At 46.5% G+C, this 16,577-nt stretch carries 19 protein-coding genes; 10 read left to right on the plus strand and 9 right to left on the minus strand.

The genetic code is table 11. The features are described 5' to 3' along the window. Positions 1–53 precede the first annotated feature (53 nt). Genes MUY27_RS12220 through MUY27_RS12255 form a run of 8 tightly spaced genes read left to right on the plus strand, consistent with a single transcriptional unit; the run spans position 54 to position 7,077 of the window. Positions 54–584 (plus strand): YceI family protein, encoded by a 531-nt coding sequence (locus tag MUY27_RS12220; protein ID WP_245130311.1) that lies wholly within the window; start codon positions 54–56, stop codon positions 582–584. Between the two features lie 3 nt (positions 585–587). Further along, complete coding sequence (locus MUY27_RS12225) at positions 588–1,688, plus strand: type III polyketide synthase (RefSeq protein WP_245130312.1); 1,101 nt, start codon at positions 588–590, stop codon at positions 1,686–1,688. Positions 1,689–1,691: 3 nt separating this feature from the next. Next, positions 1,692–2,816 carry an NAD(P)/FAD-dependent oxidoreductase gene (locus MUY27_RS12230; protein WP_245130313.1) on the plus strand — a complete coding sequence of 375 codons (1,125 nt, stop codon included), beginning with the start codon at positions 1,692–1,694 and terminating at the stop codon, positions 2,814–2,816. Positions 2,817–2,822: 6 nt separating this feature from the next. Next, positions 2,823–3,518 carry a methyltransferase domain-containing protein gene (locus tag MUY27_RS12235; protein ID WP_245130314.1) on the plus strand — a complete coding sequence of 232 codons (696 nt, stop codon included), beginning with the start codon at positions 2,823–2,825 and terminating at the stop codon, positions 3,516–3,518. A gap of 9 nt (positions 3,519–3,527) precedes the next feature. Further along, on the plus strand, positions 3,528–4,595 hold the full coding sequence (locus MUY27_RS12240) for a sensor histidine kinase (RefSeq protein WP_245130315.1): 1,068 nt from the start codon (positions 3,528–3,530) through the stop codon (positions 4,593–4,595). Positions 4,596–4,639: 44 nt separating this feature from the next. Next, complete coding sequence (locus MUY27_RS12245; protein WP_245130316.1) at positions 4,640–5,290, plus strand: DUF47 domain-containing protein; 651 nt, start codon at positions 4,640–4,642, stop codon at positions 5,288–5,290. A gap of 17 nt (positions 5,291–5,307) precedes the next feature. After that, a complete protein-coding gene (locus MUY27_RS12250; RefSeq protein WP_245130317.1) occupies positions 5,308–6,318 on the plus strand; it encodes an inorganic phosphate transporter in 1,011 nt (336 codons plus the stop codon). Positions 6,319–6,360: 42 nt separating this feature from the next. After that, positions 6,361–7,077, plus strand: coding sequence for a DUF4197 domain-containing protein (locus MUY27_RS12255; protein WP_245130318.1), 717 nt, complete (start codon positions 6,361–6,363; stop codon positions 7,075–7,077). A gap of 266 nt (positions 7,078–7,343) precedes the next feature. Here MUY27_RS12255 and MUY27_RS12260 read toward each other — a convergent pair whose 3' ends face one another. From MUY27_RS12260 to MUY27_RS12270, 3 genes are read right to left on the minus strand one after another with little or no spacing between them, the layout of a single operon-like run. Continuing rightward, complete coding sequence (locus tag MUY27_RS12260) at positions 7,344–9,164, minus strand: DUF885 domain-containing protein (RefSeq protein ID WP_245130319.1); 1,821 nt, start codon at positions 9,162–9,164, stop codon at positions 7,344–7,346. Between the two features lie 48 nt (positions 9,165–9,212). Next, positions 9,213–10,751 carry a TonB family protein gene (locus MUY27_RS12265; protein ID WP_245130320.1) on the minus strand — a complete coding sequence of 513 codons (1,539 nt, stop codon included), beginning with the start codon at positions 10,749–10,751 and terminating at the stop codon, positions 9,213–9,215. Further along, a complete protein-coding gene (locus MUY27_RS12270) occupies positions 10,741–11,313 on the minus strand; it encodes an RNA polymerase sigma factor (protein ID WP_245130321.1) in 573 nt (190 codons plus the stop codon). Before MUY27_RS12270 ends, MUY27_RS12265 begins: the two co-directional genes overlap by 11 nt. Before the next feature lie 84 nt (positions 11,314–11,397). Here MUY27_RS12270 and MUY27_RS12275 point away from each other — a divergent pair, with 84 nt between their 5' ends. Continuing rightward, positions 11,398–13,338, plus strand: a complete 1,941-nt coding sequence (locus MUY27_RS12275) for a vWA domain-containing protein (RefSeq protein ID WP_245130322.1) — start codon at positions 11,398–11,400, stop codon at positions 13,336–13,338. A 183-nt stretch (positions 13,339–13,521) separates the two neighbouring features. On the opposite strand, the gene MUY27_RS12280 is transcribed toward MUY27_RS12275, so the two are convergent. Then, positions 13,522–13,869, minus strand: coding sequence for a carboxymuconolactone decarboxylase family protein (locus MUY27_RS12280; protein WP_245130323.1), 348 nt, complete (start codon positions 13,867–13,869; stop codon positions 13,522–13,524). Between the two features lie 100 nt (positions 13,870–13,969). On the opposite strand from MUY27_RS12280, the gene MUY27_RS12285 reads away from it, so the two are divergent. Beyond that, the gene (locus tag MUY27_RS12285) at positions 13,970–14,329 is read left to right on the plus strand and encodes a VOC family protein (RefSeq protein ID WP_245130324.1); all 360 of its coding nucleotides are present in this window, start codon (positions 13,970–13,972) and stop codon (positions 14,327–14,329) included. Between the two features lie 7 nt (positions 14,330–14,336). Here the strand turns inward: MUY27_RS12285 and MUY27_RS12290 are convergent, their stop codons facing one another. The 5 genes from MUY27_RS12290 to MUY27_RS12310 form a co-directional block, all read right to left on the minus strand. Then, positions 14,337–14,666, minus strand: a complete 330-nt coding sequence (locus MUY27_RS12290; protein WP_245130325.1) for an MGMT family protein — start codon at positions 14,664–14,666, stop codon at positions 14,337–14,339. Positions 14,667–14,668: 2 nt separating this feature from the next. Continuing rightward, positions 14,669–15,319, minus strand: a complete 651-nt coding sequence (gene trmB / locus MUY27_RS12295) for a tRNA (guanosine(46)-N7)-methyltransferase TrmB (RefSeq protein WP_245130326.1) — start codon at positions 15,317–15,319, stop codon at positions 14,669–14,671. Between the two features lie 67 nt (positions 15,320–15,386). After that, entirely contained in the window at positions 15,387–15,839 is a 453-nt protein-coding gene (locus MUY27_RS12300; protein WP_245130327.1) for a hypothetical protein, read from the minus strand. Continuing rightward, positions 15,839–16,213 carry a phage holin family protein gene (locus MUY27_RS12305; protein ID WP_245130328.1) on the minus strand — a complete coding sequence of 125 codons (375 nt, stop codon included), beginning with the start codon at positions 16,211–16,213 and terminating at the stop codon, positions 15,839–15,841. Before MUY27_RS12305 ends, MUY27_RS12300 begins: the two co-directional genes overlap by 1 nt. A gap of 54 nt (positions 16,214–16,267) precedes the next feature. Continuing rightward, entirely contained in the window at positions 16,268–16,537 is a 270-nt protein-coding gene (locus MUY27_RS12310; RefSeq protein ID WP_245130329.1) for a YtxH domain-containing protein, read from the minus strand. Positions 16,538–16,577 lie beyond the last annotated feature (40 nt).

Raw genomic sequence — 16,577 nt, forward strand, 5'->3', positions numbered from 1 at the left:
GTAATATAAGTTCAGTCAATTAAATTATTATGTTTGAAATAAGTTCAAGACACATGAAAAAACTATTGATTTTAGCCGCTCTATTTATCGGCGTAAACGCCTTTGCCCAAACTAAACATACGGTTGTTAAATCGGCCGTTACTTACCACATCAAAAATATGGGTATCAACACTGATGGTAAATTCGAAAGTGTTCAAGCCAATATTAATTTTGATACGCAGCATTTAGCAGCCAGCAGTATTGAGGCCACTGCCGACGCTGCAAGCATTAATTCGGATAATAACATGCGCGATAACCACCTGCGCAAGCCAGACTATTTCGACGTTGAGAAGTATCCGAAGATCACGATGAAGTCTGTTTCATTTAAATCTAATGGTGGCAACAACTATACAGGCATTTTTAACGTAACTATAAAAGATAAGACAAAAGCTGTAGAGGTGCCTTTTACTTATACCGAAAATGGTTCTTCGGCATTGTTTAAAGGTTCGTTTAAAATCAACAGACGCGATTTTGGAGTAGGCGGTAAAAGCCTGATCCTGTCTGATGAGGCTACAGTGAACGTAGAAGTGCAAACCAATAAGTAATAAATGACCAGTTGCATCACTGCTATCGGGACGGCCAATCCCCGGTATTGTATACCGCAGGAGCAGATTTTTAAGTTTATGGCTAAGGCCTTCGGGCTCGATGCAACCAATACATCGCGTTTACGGTCTATTTATGAACATTCGGGTATTGAGCAGCGCTATTCTGTAGTGCCCGATTTTGGTTTTGATGATCCGGCTGACTTTGCTTTCTTTGAGAAGAACAGCACGCTGGAGCCTTTTATTTCTACCGAAAAGCGGATGCAGCTTTACCAGGCCGAAGCGGTACAAATTGCTAAGAAAGCGGTAAAGAATTGCCTGGGTGAAGATGCGGACAGGTATAAGCAGATCACCCACCTGATCACCGTAAGCTGTACGGGTATGTATGCCCCTGGTTTGGACATTGACCTGGTAGAACAACTATGCCTTAACCGCTATACAGAGCGTACCTGTATCAATTTTATGGGCTGCTACGGTGCCATCAACGCGCTTAAAACTGCCGGATATATTTGCACGGCACAACCCGAAGCAAAGGTACTGGTAGTAAGTGTAGAGCTTTGCACGCTCCACTTTCAAAAACATAATACGCTTGATAACTGGGTAGCAAACTCGTTATTCTCTGACGGTGCCGCAGCTGTTTTGATAGAAAATAGCGACAACGCTAAAACTTCGGTATTGAAGCTTAATAGCTTTTATTCTGAATTTTTACCCGAAGCCCGCAGCGAAATGGGCTGGTATGTGGGTAATACCGGTTTCGAGATGCGGCTGACCTCTAAAGTTTCAAAGCAAATCAAAAGTTCCATAAAGCCGGTGTATCAAAACCTGCTGACAAATGCCGGTTTAACCGCTGCTGATGTTTGCGCGTACGCTATCCATCCCGGTGGCAAGAAGATACTCGAGGCCGTAGAACAGGCGCTGGAACTACCAGAAGAAAGCAATGACACCGCCTATGGCGTTTTGCGCAAGTACGGAAATATGTCTTCTGCTACGATTCTTTTTGTGTTAAAGGCGCTGATGGACCAGCCCGGCCAACCCGGCGGGCATGTGGTTAGCTTTGCTTTTGGGCCGGGGCTTACCGTTGAAGGCATGGTTTTACAATACAGCTAAGCTATGGATGATGTCATTATCATCGGTGGCGGCCTGGCCGGATTGTTCAACGCACTGCAATTGAACCGTGCGGGGCTGAAGGTAACCCTGATAGAACGTAAGACCTACCCTTTTCACCGGGTTTGCGGCGAATATATTTCCAATGAAGTACTTCCCTTGCTGGATAAGCTTGGGATTGATGTAGCGCAGTTTGGCCCGGCGCAAATACAACGCCTGGAAGTAACGGCGGTGTCTGGCACAAAGCTTACGCAACAATTGGATCTGGGAGGTTTTGGCCTTAGCCGTTATACGTTGGACCATTACCTTTATCAAAAAGCGAAGGCCGAAGGCGTAAATTTTCTTACCGGTACCAAAGCAGAAGATATTGCTTTTGTGAATGATGTGTTCGAGGTGAAAATTCCTGGCCAGGTGTTGACTTCAAAGCTGGTAATAGGTGCATTTGGTAAACGTGCCAACCTGGATCAGAAACTAAAGCGGAAATTCTTTTATCAGCGTAGCCCCTACCTGGCGGTGAAGTTTCACGTCAGGATGGATTTCCCTAACGACGTGATCCAGCTGAATAACTATCAGAACGGATACTGCGGGGTAAGCAAAGTAGACGGCGACCGCTATTGCATGTGTTACCTTGCCCACCGGGACGACCTGCGGAAGCAAGGATCACTACCGGCCCTCGAACAAAATGTAATTCTGAAAAACCCCTACCTGCGGCGGCATTTCGAACAGGCGGAGTTTTTGCTCGACCGCCCCGAGGTGATCAATGAAATATCCTTCGAAAAAAAACAGCCGGTAGAGGAACACATCCTTATGAGCGGCGATACAGCCGGGATGATCGCCCCGCTTTGCGGCAACGGCATGACCATGGCGATCCATTCTGCCAAGATCTTATCAGAAACCATTATTAAGCACTACCAGTCTGCTAATTTCAGTGCTTCACAAAGAGCGCTGTTAGAGCAGGAATACACCGCTGCCTGGAACAAGCAGTTTGCCAAAAGGTTGTGGGTTGGTCGACAACTGCAACGGCTTTTCGGCAACAATACGACTACCGCGTTAACACTCCGCACGCTCGGCATGCTTCCGCCCCTAACACGTTACCTGATGAGTAAAACACATGGTGAGCCCTTCGGTTAACTATGTATGGAATTGTTAAGGAACCGTGCTTTTGATGCAGAAATAATGGACGATTTTTCCCTGCCGGGAGAGCAAGTTGACGGGGTGTTGCATGGCCTGGGGAAAATGAACGCGCTGTTCGGCGGGCATCAATCTGTGATCAAGGCACTTCAGGAATGTGACCCGCAGCAAGGGTTCCATATTAGCGATTGGGGTTGCGGTGGCGGCGACACGCTGATTGCAATTGCAAAATGGGCAGGAAAAAATAACATAAACTTAAAATTGCACGGGGTTGATGCTTCGGCAGCCGCAGTTAAATTTGCCCGTAAGCGTTCCAATCCCTTTCCGGAGATCAGCTACACCAAAGCTGATGTGTTGAAGCATGATTTTGAAGAACAGCAATTTGATGTGGTGTTGTGCAGTTTGTTTAGTCACCATTTTGATGACGAGGCTTGGGTTGAACTAATCAGGCGGATGTTTTTTGCCTGCCGCCAGCGCGTGGTGATTACCGATTTGCACCGTCACTGGGTTTTGTACGGCGCAGTATTGGCCATCACCCGATTGTTCACCAGCAATAAAATGGCGCAGCATGACGGGCCGCTGTCTGTAAGGAAGAGTTTTAAACGCAGCGAACTGGTGCAGCTTCTGGCTAAGGCGGATATCAGTAATTACCGCTTGCAATGGAAATGGGCGTTCAGATGGCGCATCATTATTTATAAGTAACTTTACGTTATGAAACTTCGGGTACTTGTTTTAATTAATGCCCTGGCAGTAGCGGTTAGCATGGCTGCCGTGAATTATTATTTCCAGAAGAACTGGCATGCCGCAGGTGTAACCTTCGGTGTGGCCTTTATGGTAAGTTTTGTAGTTTTCTACTACCTGATAGAGAAGTATGTTTATTCGAAAATAAAGATCATTTACAAGCTGATCCATAACCTGAAGCTTGGCCGCGACCTGCGCGATGCTTTGGGCGAACACATCACCAGCGCCGACCCGATTAAAGACGTGCAGCAGGAAGTGAAGGAATGGGCGAAAGAGAAGAAAACAGAGATTGAGGTACTGCGCAACCAGGAAAAATTCAGACGAGAATTTCTTTCCAACATCTCGCACGAACTTAAAACACCGCTTTTTGCTATTCAGGGGTATATTGATGCTATTTTGGATGACGAATTTGAGGACCTGGACATGGCTGAGCAGTTTTTGAAAAAGGCTTCGAGAAATGTGGGGAGACTAACCTATTTAATTAAAGACCTGGACGAGATCTCTAAACTGGAATCGGGCGAGATTCCGATAAATTATACAAAGTTCAAGATCAATGATTTAATTAAAGAGGTGCTGGAGGCCTTAGAGTTTAAAGCCAAGCAGCACGATATTAAATTATTGTTTAAACAAAAGTACGACGAACCGATTATGGTTACCGCCGACCGCGAAAAAATAAGCCAGGTACTGGTGAACCTGCTGGATAATGCCATTAAGTATGGGCGCCAGGGCGGAACAGCCGCGGTTAGCCTTTTTGAACTGCATGATCAGGTATTGGTAGAGGTTACAGATGATGGTTTCGGTATCGAGGAAAAGAACCTGCCACGCTTGTTTGAGCGGTTTTACCGTACAGATACCAGCCGCTCGAGAGAGATTGGCGGCTCTGGTTTGGGCCTGGCTATCGTAAAGCATATTGTTGAAGCGCACCAGCAAACCATTAATGTAAGAAGCACGGAGGGTATTGGCTCGACTTTTGGGTTTACATTAGAAAAGGTGAAACAGCAGCTTCCTTTCCCGCCGATACCGACGCTAAGGAGTTAACATTAACTTAACATTTGGTTTTTAACTTTGTCAAAATTTTAAGTATGTCACTAAACAGCATATTCCAGTATTTCGTTCCAAAGGACAAAAAAGTTTTTTTTCCGCTGTTCGAGCAGGCCGCGGCCAATGTTAAAGAGATGGCCAAAGTGTTGGTGGATGCCGTAAATTCTAATAACACGGCAACCAGGGAAGAACTGTTTAAACAAATAGACAAACTTGAAAACAAAGGTGACGAAATTACTCACCAGGTTTACCTGGAACTCGGTAAGAACTTCATCACCCCGTTTGATCGTGAAGATATCCACGCGCTGGCTTCTGCCATTGACGACGTGGCCGATAATATCCAGGGTTCTGCCAACCGCATGTTGCTTTACCGCATCGAAGAGGTGAGCGAACCAATCTCCAAGCTTTCAGACCTGATCCTGCAGGCCAGTATTGATCTGGAGAAAGCCGTAAAGGAATTGCGCGACCTGAAGAACATCCGTAATATTGCCGACTCTTGCATCCGCATCAACAGTGTGGAAAACCAGGCAGATTACGTGTTTGACCGTGCCGTGGCCGACCTTTTCCTTTACGAAAAAGATGCCCTTAAAGTAATTAAGCATAAAGAGATACTGGCTGCGCTGGAAACTGCTACCGATATGTGCGAAGACGCTGCTAACGTAATGGAATCTATTTTAGTTAAAAACGCCTAAGCTTACCCTTAACCCGCATGGTTACCTCCATACTTGTTGCCGTAGTAATTCTGGCTTTAGCCTTCGATTTTATTAACGGTTTCCATGATGCTGCAAACTCCATTGCTACCATTGTATCTACCAAAGTGCTCACGCCCTTCCAGGCGGTACTATGGGCTGCCGCATTTAACTTTCTGGCCTACTTTTTAATTAAAGACCATAAAGTTGCCAATACCATTGCCAAAACCGTTCCGGAGCACTTTATTACCATTTATGTGATCCTAGCAGGTATTATAGCGGCCATCACCTGGAACCTGATCACCTGGTGGTTTGGTATTCCGTCAAGTTCATCACACACGCTAATCGGCGGTTTCGCCGGCGCCGGTATGACCAACGCATTGTTTATGCATGCCAACCCGATTGATGCCGTTAACCTTGGCCCAACCCTGCAAATTATTGCATTTATTTTCCTGGCCCCGGTAATTGGTTTGTTTATCGGTGTGGTGGTAAACATTATTATCCTCCACCTTTCAAAAAATGCCAGGCCTGCTACTGCTGAAAAATGGTTCAAACGCCTGCAGCTGGTATCCTCTGGCGCGCTGAGTTTTGCACACGGCGGTAACGACGCGCAAAAGGTAATGGGTATCATTTATGTATCGCTGATCTCGCAAAACGTGATTCACCCCGGTACTAAAATGCCCGAATGGATTCCGTTAGCTTGTTATAGCGCTATCGCGTTAGGTACCATGTCTGGCGGTTGGAAGATCGTAAAAACCATGGGTACTAAAATTACCAAGGTAACCCCGCTGGAAGGTGTGAGTGCCGAAACTGCAGGCGCTATTACCCTGTTTATTACAGAGCGATTTGGTATCCCGGTATCTACTACGCATACTATTACCGGTTCAATCATCGGTGTTGGCTTAACCAAGCGTGCTTCTGCGGTACGTTGGGGCGTAACGATTAACCTGATCTGGGCCTGGATTATCACCATTCCTATCTCTGCTGTAATTGCAGCTGCGGTATTCTCTATCATACACTTTTTACAGTAACGTTAGGGGTAGCAACTACTTATTTGCTACTTTTAACCATCTATGAAAAAGACATTATTTACCGTTTTACTGCTCTCGGTTATTATTCCGTTGAGTAGTTTTGATACCGCACCGGCCAGGCAGATCAAATTGCCGACCAATACAGAAATGGTTACCGCGCTTAAACAGGCGCTGGAAAACGGCACCACAAAAAGCGCAGACCAGCTATCCGCAGTAGACGGTTTCTTTAAAAATGCTGCTGTAAAAATCCTGCTGCCACCAGAGGCACAGAAGGCGGAAAAAACCCTGCGGAAATTAGGTTTAGGTAAGTTGTGCGATAATACCATCCTGTCGCTTAACCGCGCTGCGGAAGACGCCGCCCAAAAAGCCAAACCGATTTTTATCAACTCCATTAAGCAGATGACCGTGCAGGATGCTGCTAACATTTTACTGGGTGGCGATAGTTCTGCTACGCAATATTTTCGCCGTACCACCACTAACGAATTGACGGAGCAGTTTAAGCCGGTAATTACCAATAGCCTGAGTAAAGTTGGGGCTACACGGCTTTACGGGCAACTGGCTACCCAATACAATAAAATCCCGTTAACATTTAATAAGATCAACCCTGAACTGGACGATTATGTTACCCAGAAAGCCATCAGCGGGTTGTTCTACGAAATCGCCCTGCAGGAGCTGAACATCCGGCAGAATCTGAAAGCGCGCACCACGCCGGTATTGAAAAAGGTATTCGGTTATATTGATCAGAAGATCAACCAATAAAATTAACGAAACGGGCATGTGCGATTCCTTCACGCCTGGAAACATCCGCTGGCGCGCGTTTGCAACGCGTGCCTTTAAAAAAGAGCGATTCAATCGCTAAGAAACGTTAAGACTCGTTAAAAACGTGCGCAAGGAGGAAAAGGGCATGTGCTATTCCTTCCCAAGGGAAGGAGGAGGTAGGGGTAAAAACTATGACAATGTTTCTGTAATCGGTATAAAAGCAAAAAGCCCCGGAAGGGGCTTTCTTGCGTAAGTGTTTTTTAGGTTTATTTCTGCTGGCTTTCTATCCAGGTGTTGATCTTGGTTTCCAGTACGCTTAGTGGCATAGAACCGTCTTTTAAGATCTGGTTATGGAACTCACCAATGTTGAACTTACTGCCTAACGCTTTCTCGGCCTTGTTACGCAGTTCTCGGATCTTCAAGGCACCAATCTTATAGCCCAATGCCTGGCCAGGGTTAGCCATATAGCGTTCAATCTCTGCCGTTGCGCCTTGTTCGTCTATCGCTTCATTATCCATCATATACTTAATGGCCTGCTCGCGCGTCATGCCCTTGGTATGTATAGCAACATCCACCACTAAACGGACGGCACGGTGCATTTCGTCGCCCAAAGCGCCCATGTGCTGGTACGGATCTGCAAATAGCCCCAGCTCTTTACCTAACGACTCGCAATACAATGCCCATCCTTCTACGTAGGCGTTATCCACTTCAAAGCGGCGGAATTTTGGTAGCGATGTGTTTTCTTGTGCCAGCGAGATCTGGTAGTGGTGGCCTGGAATGGCTTCGTGCAGGAACAATGATTCCATACCCGATGTCACGTTAAACTCTTTAGCATTCAGGATGGGTACGTAAAAAATACCGGGGCGACTCCCATCCGCACTGCCCTGGTTGTATTCTGCGCTGGCTGAAGCTGCGCGGAAGGCTTCCGTCTGCCTGATCTCGAACGGTGTTTTTGGCACGTGGGTAAACATCTTTTTAAGGTTGGGCTCCATCCGCTTGTGGATATTCTCAAACGCATCCAACACCTCTTTAGGCGTTTTAAACGGCTTGAATTTCGGGTCGGTGCGCATGTATTCAAAGAAGGCTTTCAGATCGCCTTTAAAAGCTACCTTATTTTTAATGCTATCCATTTTACTGCGAATGCGTGCTACCTCACTTAAACCCAGTTGATAGATCTCGTCCGGCGTTTTGTTGGTGGTAGTGTTTTGCATCACGGCAAAAGCATACATGGCCGAACCGTTAGGCATGGCCGAAAAGCCGGACGTGCTGCGTGTATGGGCCAGGTAGGTATCCTGCAGGTAATCGTGCAGTTTTTTATAGGTGGGAACAAGCGCCGTCGTGATCACCTTTTTATAGGCTGCGGTCAGGCGTTTTTTATCCGCATCAGAAAAATCTTTCGGGAAGCTCTTTACAGGGGAGTAAAACAAACTTTCTTCAGGCTTGGTTACCACGAAGCTTTGCATCTGCGGGATGATCTTTACCACAATAGCTTTAGGCCAAACAATATTCTTCTTGATACCGGCATCCATGTTGGCAACAGCCGTATCTGCCCATGTTTTAAAGGCTTCGGCACGTTTCAGCCAGTTATCATAGTCCTTCACTGTTTTAAAAGGCTGTGCGCCGGTACCAGAGCCCAATTGCCCCATAATTAAAGGCAAGCTCACCATCTGGTTAAACGGCAGGTAGATAGGGTGCGGATAGCTGTAAGATTCCGAATACATGCCCTGCTTTTGTCCTTCCAGTGCGGTGTTCAACTGGTAGAACAGAATATCGTAGGATAGTTTGTCTTCCTCACTCAGCTTCTCGCGGTCAAAAGTTTTCAGCTGATCCAGGTTGCGTTCTAAAAAGGCATGTACTTCTTTCCTGAACGCTGCCGACTGATCATTCGGTAACTGATCATTAAAGCGGTTATCGCCTTCGTAAGTTGCTTCTAAGGGATAAAGCTTCAGGCGGTCTTCGTAGTATTGGTCGAACAGTTTTTTGATATCAGCATTATTACTACTGCTGGTCGAACTGCTGGTGGTGGTATTTTGCTTACACCCTGCCGTTAAGGCAGCCGCAAGCAGTAACAGATATACTTTACGCATACAGATAGGGGTTTGACGTTAAAAGTATGGAAAATTACGTTCAATTTTCTACTGATGGAAACGGATGGTGATCTTCACCTTCTCAGATTTGCCATTGGTTGCGCCTTTCCATCCCGGTCCGTCTTTGATGATCCTGATCGCATTTTCATCGCCGGGTTTATTCAGGCTTTTGAGTATCTGGAAATCGGTAAGCGAACCGTCGGGGTTCACCACGAAAGATAGCCGCACTTTGCCGGTCTGTTCTTTTGAATCCACTTTGGATTGTTCTTTCAGGTATTTGTTATAGGCAGCCCAGCCGTTAGAGGGCCGCGCATTTTCACTTACCTGTTCTTCTGCCTGTTCGTCCTCTTTTTTAGTACCATAGCCTACCACTACCACTTCTGAAAGCCCTGCTGAAGAAGGCGTTAATGATACTTTCAGGTTGTCGCGACTGTCCGGTACCAATTGTTTGCTGTTGTAACCGATGTAAGCTACCGAAAGCTGATCACCATCAGCAATGTTAAGTTGGAAACGGCCGTTGACATCTGTAGCAATCCCAATGTTTTTGCCAACCACTTTCACCTGTGCGCCGGGTAATGGATGGCCTTGTTCGTCCACCACCTGACCGCTGATCACACGCGGCATCCCTGTACTGGCATATCCTTGGGAGATCGGCACTTCTTTCAATTGATAATCGCTACCTGTACGGCCTAAAGCCTTTTTGGTGTTTATCACCAACACACCGTTGGCTGCTTTTGATCCGTATAATGCAGTAGCTTCCGTGTTTTTCAACACTTTAACGGAAGCCAAATCGTTAGGATTGATTTTGTAAATGTCTTTTCTAATTTTGCCATCCACTACATATAACGGGTTATGAAGCGAATCAACCGTGTTCAATCCCCGCAGCATAATTTTAGGTGATTTTTGCTGGATATTTACCCCTGCTACCCTGCCTGCTAATTCCTCTGCTACGGGTTTAGGATTTATAGTTGACACAGAAGCGGTGACCTCACGTCTTCTTGCTACGCCGTATCCAACGACGTTTACTTCATCCAGCTGTCCTTTGTTGACAATTGTATCTGCTCCAGCTGCATCAGCAGCAACGACGGCCGCTGATGGTTCAATAACAGCGCCTGTACGTCTTTGTCTTAATACTTCGTGTTTGCGCGGCACCCTGGCAATCGCTATGGCATTGCTATCAATAATGCTTGGTGGTACAGGCATTTTCTGCGGTTGAGGCGACGGAGGGGTTTTCGGTTCCTGCCTTACCTGCTGGTTACCGGTAACAACCCGCTGTTGTTGCCTTGGTTGATAAACCACCAGCCACCAGCCACCTATCGCCACAAAAAACAGTACAGAAGCAGCTACGGAGATCATTGGCCATAATGCCAGACGTTTCGCCTGTTTGGCATTTAACCGGGCTTGTAATCTTTGCTGTAGCTCATCAAGGTTGGGTTGCTGGTCAGCTTTGGCAGAATAGCCATCCAGGGCATCCATCAGGAATGGATCGTCCTGCGCCTGTCGCTCCAGTTGGTGCATGGCACGGGCATCAAGCTCTCCGCGGAGATACTTCCTGATCTGCGATATGTCTGTCTTCTTATCTGCCACCGTGTTTCTCCATGCAAATTTTCAGGTTGCGCTTACCGTTCTGGATAAAGCTTTTCACCTCGTTCAGCGTATAGCCGGTTTTTTCTGCAATCTCTTTATAGCATTGTTCGCGCAGGTAAAATAGTTCTACGCTCTGCCGTTGCGCCTCATTCAGCTTTTCCATACAACGCTGCAATGCGTTCAGATATTCTTCCTTATCATCTGTATCAGGATGCAAAACAAAGGCCGATTCCATAACGTCATCTATCGCCACCGTTTCATACTTCTTTTCACCCCGCAGCTGCATCAGGCAATAATTCCGGCTCAGCACATATAGCCACCCTCGAAATTGCTTCACCTCGTGCCTGGTTACTTTAACAATCAGTTCTTCAAAGATCTGCATTACGGCATCTTTGCTCTGCTCTTCATCCTGAAGGTACTTCAGGCAAACGCCGTAAACCAAAGGCATATACTGTTCATACAACCTTCCAAGAATATCCAGTTCGCCCGTCTCGCGGTACTGTTGCAGCAGTTGCTCATCGGTAGGGTTATGGTGTTTATCCTTCGGTTTAGACCAGATCATTTACCCGGTTAAAATAATTTTTTTTAACTGCTTATGGAAATTGGTTTGTGCCTGCATCCTACAGGTAGTTAAACAAAACCAACCATGAAAAGATTAACCTTACTATTGCTGGTACTGATTAGCCTGTCCAGCTTTGCCAGCGGTACACATGCTATTACGGGTGCCGTTTATGATGCGAAAGATAAACTGCCGATAGCCGGGGCCACCGTAAAGGTTGCCGGAACAACCATAGGCATGGCGACGGATGCCAAAGGGGAATTTAAATTGGACGTTCCCGAAACCGGAATTTTACAGGTATCCTTTATCGGGTATGTTTCACAAAACATCCAGTTAAGCAGCCGCTCTAAATACCGGGTCTATTTGCAGGCGGATACAAAGAGTTTAAGTGAGGTTGTTGTTGTTGGTTATGGGGTATCACGGAAACGCGACGTTACTTACGCTGCTGCCTCTGTAACATCGGCGCCGCAGGCACTCTCGGGTAAAGTGGCAGGTGTACAAACCCTCTCTGCTACATCCCGTATCCAGGTAAGAGGGGTAAGCTCGGCAAACGGCTACATGGCCCCCATTCCGCAGGCTGATGTGAATGATGAATCATACAAAGGCGTCACCGAAAATGGTTTCAAAAACCCAACGGAAGAACCCCTTTCAACCTTTTCTATTGATGTGGATGGCGCTTCTTACACCAATATCCGCAGGTTTATCAACAACGGTCAGCTGCCGCCGACGGATGCTGTACGGGTAGAGGAAATGATCAATTATTTCAGCTATAACCTGCCTGCGCCTAAAGATAACAGCCCTATTGCTATCCATACCGAACTGTCTTCTGCGCCCTGGAACCCGCAGCACCGCTTGCTGAGGATTGGCTTGAAAGCTAAACAGGTGAATACCGATAAATTACCTGCTTCAAACCTGGTCTTCCTGATTGATGTGTCAGGTTCGATGTGGTCGCCGAACAAACTGCCACTGGTGCAATCTTCGTTAAAAATGCTGGTCGATCAGCTTCGTCCGCAAGACCATGTAGCAATGGTGGTTTACGCCGGTGCTGCAGGATTGGTGCTGCCTTCGACACCGGGCGACCAGAAGACTACGATTAAAGAAGCTATAGATAAGCTGGTTGCCGGTGGATCGACAGCAGGTGGTGCGGGTATTAAACTGGCATACCAGGTAGCGCAGCAGAATTTTATCAAGAATGGTAATAACCGGGTGATCCTGGCTACGGACGGCGACTTTAACGTGGGCGCTTCTTCTGACGAAGATATGGAACACCTGATCGAGCGCGAACGCAAGAGCGGTGTGTTCCTTTCTGTGCTGGGTTATGGCATGGGAAATTATAAAGACAGTAAAATGGAAACCCTGGCCGATAAAGGCAACGGAAATTACGCCTACATAGATAACCTGACCGAGGCCCGGAAAACCCTGGTGAGCGAATTTGGCGGAACACTGTTTACCGTAGCTAAAGATGTGAAACTGCAAATAGAATTTAACCCGGCTAAAGTGCAGGCATACCGCTTGATAGGTTATGAAAACCGCCTGCTGAATAAAGAGGATTTTAATAACGATTTGAAAGATGCGGGTGATATGGGCGTAGGCCACACGGTTACGGCTTTTTATGAGATTATCCCTGCCGGGGTGGAAGATAGTTTCTCGCCGACTGTGGATCCGTTAAAGTATCAAAAGCCGGATAAAAATAAGAACACTTACACTGGTAATGAAATGATGACGATCAAATTCAGGTACAAGGAACCTTCGTCAGACCGCAGCCAGTTAAAGCAAACGACAGTTGCAGATGCGCCGGTAGCCCTGGCCAATACTTCGGACGATTTCCGCTTTGCGGCTGCGGTTGCCGAGTTTGGAATGCTGCTCCGCGAGTCTGACTATCGCCAGCAGGCCTCGTATGACCAGGCGATTGAGCTGGCGCGCAAGGCAAAGGGTGAAGACCGCGAAGGTTACCGCGCTGAAATGGTTAAACTGGCAGAAACAGCTAAGCTGATGGCTAAAAGCGGCTTAGCATCGACGAATAAATAACACCTAAACCAAATCAAAAAGGAGCGGGATTGTCCTGCTCCTTTGTTACTACCGCAATGTAGCCCCTCCTAAATCCTCCACGGGAGGGAGGACTTTTATTCCTTCTCCGTTGGAGAGGGTTAGGGAGAGGTCCCACGCTTGATATGGCAAAAGAGCATATTGCCCGGCTATATCAATCCTATGTTAAACAGCTTCATTCAACTCATCCCAGTATTCAACTGCCCGGCGGTAATGCGGAATAACGATAGAGCCACCCACCAGGTTGGCGATCATGAAAATTTCGTTCATCTCGTCGTTATTCACACCAGCCTCGTGGCATTTGCCCAGGTGGTATTTAATGCAATCGTCGCAACGTAATACCATAGAGGCCACCAGGCCAAGCATTTCTTTGGTTTTCACGTCCAGCGCACCTTCGGCATAGCTGGTGGTATCCAGCGCAAAGAAACGTTTGATATTGGTATTGGCGGTCGCCATAATCCTATCGTTCATTTTGGTACGATAGCCGTTAAAGTCGTCAACTAATTTTCCCATCAGCTATAGTTATTGGGTTATAATGTTATTGAGTTATTTGAATTGCAATGTTCGGGAAAAATCTTTTCAGGAGCGTCATTAAAGGGTATCTTTATCTGCCATGATCAATTTTAAACGTACCGACCATATCCATATCTGCGTCCCGGTAGATCGGCTGGAAGAAGCCCGCCAGTTTTATACAGAAGTAATTGGTTTACAGGAAAAATACCGCCCGGTTGAATTGAACGATGAGGGCATCTGGTTTCAGCTACAGGATATCGAGCTGCACATCGGTGTAGAGGAACTAAAGTTTGATACCATACGCCACACGGCTTTCGAGGTAAGTGACCTGGCATCAGCAAGAAAGCAGCTGGAAGCAAACCAAGTGAAAATTATACCGCAAAGAAAATTACCGGGCCGCGACCGTTTTGCTTTTATTGACCCTTTTGGCAACCGGATGGAATTGCTGGAGTACGTGTAAGTGCTTCTTAATATTCCAGCTCCTTGCCCGGGTCCCAGAAGATCTTTTTGAAGTTCTTGATCTTGTGGTTCACGATTTCGACCCCCTCTTCCTCTAGGAATTTTTGGCGACGGTCTGCCGCACCTTCGTGGCCCGTTAGCTGGCCGCTGCTGTTCACCACGCGATAGAACGGAACAGGCTCAGTAGCCCTGCCGCAGGCACCCATGGCGTAACCTACCATCCGCGACCAGTTAGGTTTGCCCAGCACCTTGGCGATGGCGCCATAAGAAGTTACCCGGCCCGGTGGTATCTGGCGGCAAACCTCCCATACGTGTTCAAAAAAGCTTTCGTCTTTCATGATTATTCAAAAGAGAACTGAAGATAGTTAATGTTCTTGTTGTCTTTCAAATAAATACGTTCGTAATAAGTTTTGATAGAGAGCACTTCGTTCGCGAAGGGCGAGTGGTACAGGTCTTCTGTTTTTACATGCAGTTTCAGCTTCAGTTCTTCAATCTTTTCGGCTGTATAAGCATGCAGGTCGTCGTTATCTGTTTTTAAGTTGACAAGGCCGCCCGGTTTCAGGATATGCTTGTACTTGTCTAAAAAACGGGGGAAAGTCAGTCGCTTTTTTTCGCGGCTGATCTGTGGTTGCGGGTCTGGGAAGGTGATCCATATCTCATCGATCTCGCCTTCGCCAAAATAATCCAGGATGGTTTCTATCTGGATGCGCAGGAAGGCCACATTAGGGATATTTTCCTCTACTGCTGTTTTCGCACCGCGCCAGATCCGGTTACCCTTATAATCGATACCGATGAAATTCTTTTCCGGGAATAAGCGGGCAAGATTGACGGTGTACTCACCTTTTCCGCAGGCCAGTTCCAGTACTACGGGATTTTCGTTCTTAAAAAATTCTTTCGCCCATTTGCCCTGGTAAGGTTTACCGGCTTCTAACTGAACGACGTTTGGAAACGTTTCGATCTCTGCAAAACGTTTAAGTTTATCTTTTCCCACTGCTTGAAATAAAGTGGCAAAAGTACTGATAATAGCAGGATTTGTAAAACGCGTTAAATTGCCGTAATTATACTTCGGGCGTGATGTAAGGTTCCGGGCGTTGCGCGCCTTCGTAAGTAGATTTGGTTTTATCTTTTTTACCTAATTTGATCTTTCCAAAAATAGCCTTGACTTTATCCCAGGTGCCGGTTACGGTATCTTCGTTGATATAATCGGAAGCCTTTTGCGAAAGCAGGCCTACAAGCGTTTTTACCAGGAAGCCCGAACCTTTGAAAAGTGTTTTATTAAGCGTAAGCGGAATAACCAGTCGCGAAAGCAGGTTGATAAAATCGGCATGGAATAAACGACTTGGACTTGCAGCACCTTCGGCCGATTTAGGGAACAAACTCATGGCAGCAGACATGGCTGCACCGGGGCTGCTGAATCTTTTTTTCAATTCAATTTCCTGCGTTTGCTTTAACTTTTCGAGACGAATAATTTCGCTCTGCAGGTCACCGATATTATTTACGGGCATATCCATCACTTGTTCTCGCTAAAAATCTTTTTAATCAGTGCATTAACCAGAGGCTTACGGAAACTATCTTTAGCAGACATGACGATCACCGCAATGATCAGGTACAGTAGTGCAACCGCACCAAAGCCTTTCCAGTAAGAGTGAAATACGTCTGCCAGGAACAACGCCAGCGTGAAAGACGCGAACAGGAAAGTAAGCAATAAGCATACTACCGTAGCAATAGTTGTAACGAGGCTTGCAATAACACCTGTACTTTTTTCTATTACCTTGTATTTAGAAAGCTTTATGCGCGTTTCTGCATACTCCCTGATCTGCTCTAAAATAGGCGGCTCTTTTGGAGTTTGCTCCTGTTGCTGTGTCTCTTTTTGTTGTTCTTCCATTGGCTTTTAAAATTATCCCGGCCTTTATATAAAGCCGGGACGATTTAAATTGTTTTATGCGTGTTCCAGATCGTCCTGGTATTCTTCCACTTCGCCGCCGTTGATTTTGGTTTTGATGTTATCAACCAGTTTATCTTTCAAGCCAAGTAAACTGTTTAGTTCTTTACCGGCGGTTTCTTTGATAGAATCGCTCAGATCTTTCAGCGAGTCGGATAATTTGTCGCGGGTTTCTGTGCCGCTATCTGGTGCAAACAATATACCTAAGGCCGCTCCGGCTGCCAGCCCGGCCAGCATTGCCACAATTATTTTTGAGTTATTGTTCATAGTACTATAATTTTTAAGTTGAATATTTGTTTGTATCTGG

Source organism: Mucilaginibacter straminoryzae, assembly GCF_022953055.1.
Lineage (GTDB): Bacteria > Bacteroidota > Bacteroidia > Sphingobacteriales > Sphingobacteriaceae > Mucilaginibacter > Mucilaginibacter straminoryzae.

What these genes read in the sequence shown, in the direction of transcription:
- MUY27_RS12250 (WP_245130317.1), top strand. Translation starts at nt 5,308, where the DNA reads ATGGTTACCTCCATACTTGTTGCCGTAGTAATTCTGGCTTTAGCCTTC.
- MUY27_RS12270 (WP_245130321.1), bottom strand. Translation starts at nt 11,313, where the DNA reads ATGATCTGGTCTAAACCGAAGGATAAACACCATAACCCTACCGATGAG.
- MUY27_RS12260 (WP_245130319.1), bottom strand. Translation starts at nt 9,164, where the DNA reads ATGCGTAAAGTATATCTGTTACTGCTTGCGGCTGCCTTAACGGCAGGG.
- MUY27_RS12310 (WP_245130329.1), bottom strand. Translation starts at nt 16,537, where the DNA reads ATGAACAATAACTCAAAAATAATTGTGGCAATGCTGGCCGGGCTGGCA.
- MUY27_RS12275 (WP_245130322.1), top strand. Translation starts at nt 11,398, where the DNA reads ATGAAAAGATTAACCTTACTATTGCTGGTACTGATTAGCCTGTCCAGC.
- MUY27_RS12220 (WP_245130311.1), top strand. Translation starts at nt 54, where the DNA reads ATGAAAAAACTATTGATTTTAGCCGCTCTATTTATCGGCGTAAACGCC.
- MUY27_RS12235 (WP_245130314.1), top strand. Translation starts at nt 2,823, where the DNA reads ATGGAATTGTTAAGGAACCGTGCTTTTGATGCAGAAATAATGGACGAT.
- MUY27_RS12230 (WP_245130313.1), top strand. Translation starts at nt 1,692, where the DNA reads ATGGATGATGTCATTATCATCGGTGGCGGCCTGGCCGGATTGTTCAAC.
- MUY27_RS12245 (WP_245130316.1), top strand. Translation starts at nt 4,640, where the DNA reads ATGTCACTAAACAGCATATTCCAGTATTTCGTTCCAAAGGACAAAAAA.
- MUY27_RS12280 (WP_245130323.1), bottom strand. Translation starts at nt 13,869, where the DNA reads ATGGGAAAATTAGTTGACGACTTTAACGGCTATCGTACCAAAATGAAC.
- MUY27_RS12225 (WP_245130312.1), top strand. Translation starts at nt 588, where the DNA reads ATGACCAGTTGCATCACTGCTATCGGGACGGCCAATCCCCGGTATTGT.
- MUY27_RS12240 (WP_245130315.1), top strand. Translation starts at nt 3,528, where the DNA reads ATGAAACTTCGGGTACTTGTTTTAATTAATGCCCTGGCAGTAGCGGTT.
- MUY27_RS12290 (WP_245130325.1), bottom strand. Translation starts at nt 14,666, where the DNA reads ATGAAAGACGAAAGCTTTTTTGAACACGTATGGGAGGTTTGCCGCCAG.
- MUY27_RS12255 (WP_245130318.1), top strand. Translation starts at nt 6,361, where the DNA reads ATGAAAAAGACATTATTTACCGTTTTACTGCTCTCGGTTATTATTCCG.
- MUY27_RS12285 (WP_245130324.1), top strand. Translation starts at nt 13,970, where the DNA reads ATGATCAATTTTAAACGTACCGACCATATCCATATCTGCGTCCCGGTA.
- MUY27_RS12305 (WP_245130328.1), bottom strand. Translation starts at nt 16,213, where the DNA reads ATGGAAGAACAACAAAAAGAGACACAGCAACAGGAGCAAACTCCAAAA.
- MUY27_RS12300 (WP_245130327.1), bottom strand. Translation starts at nt 15,839, where the DNA reads ATGGATATGCCCGTAAATAATATCGGTGACCTGCAGAGCGAAATTATT.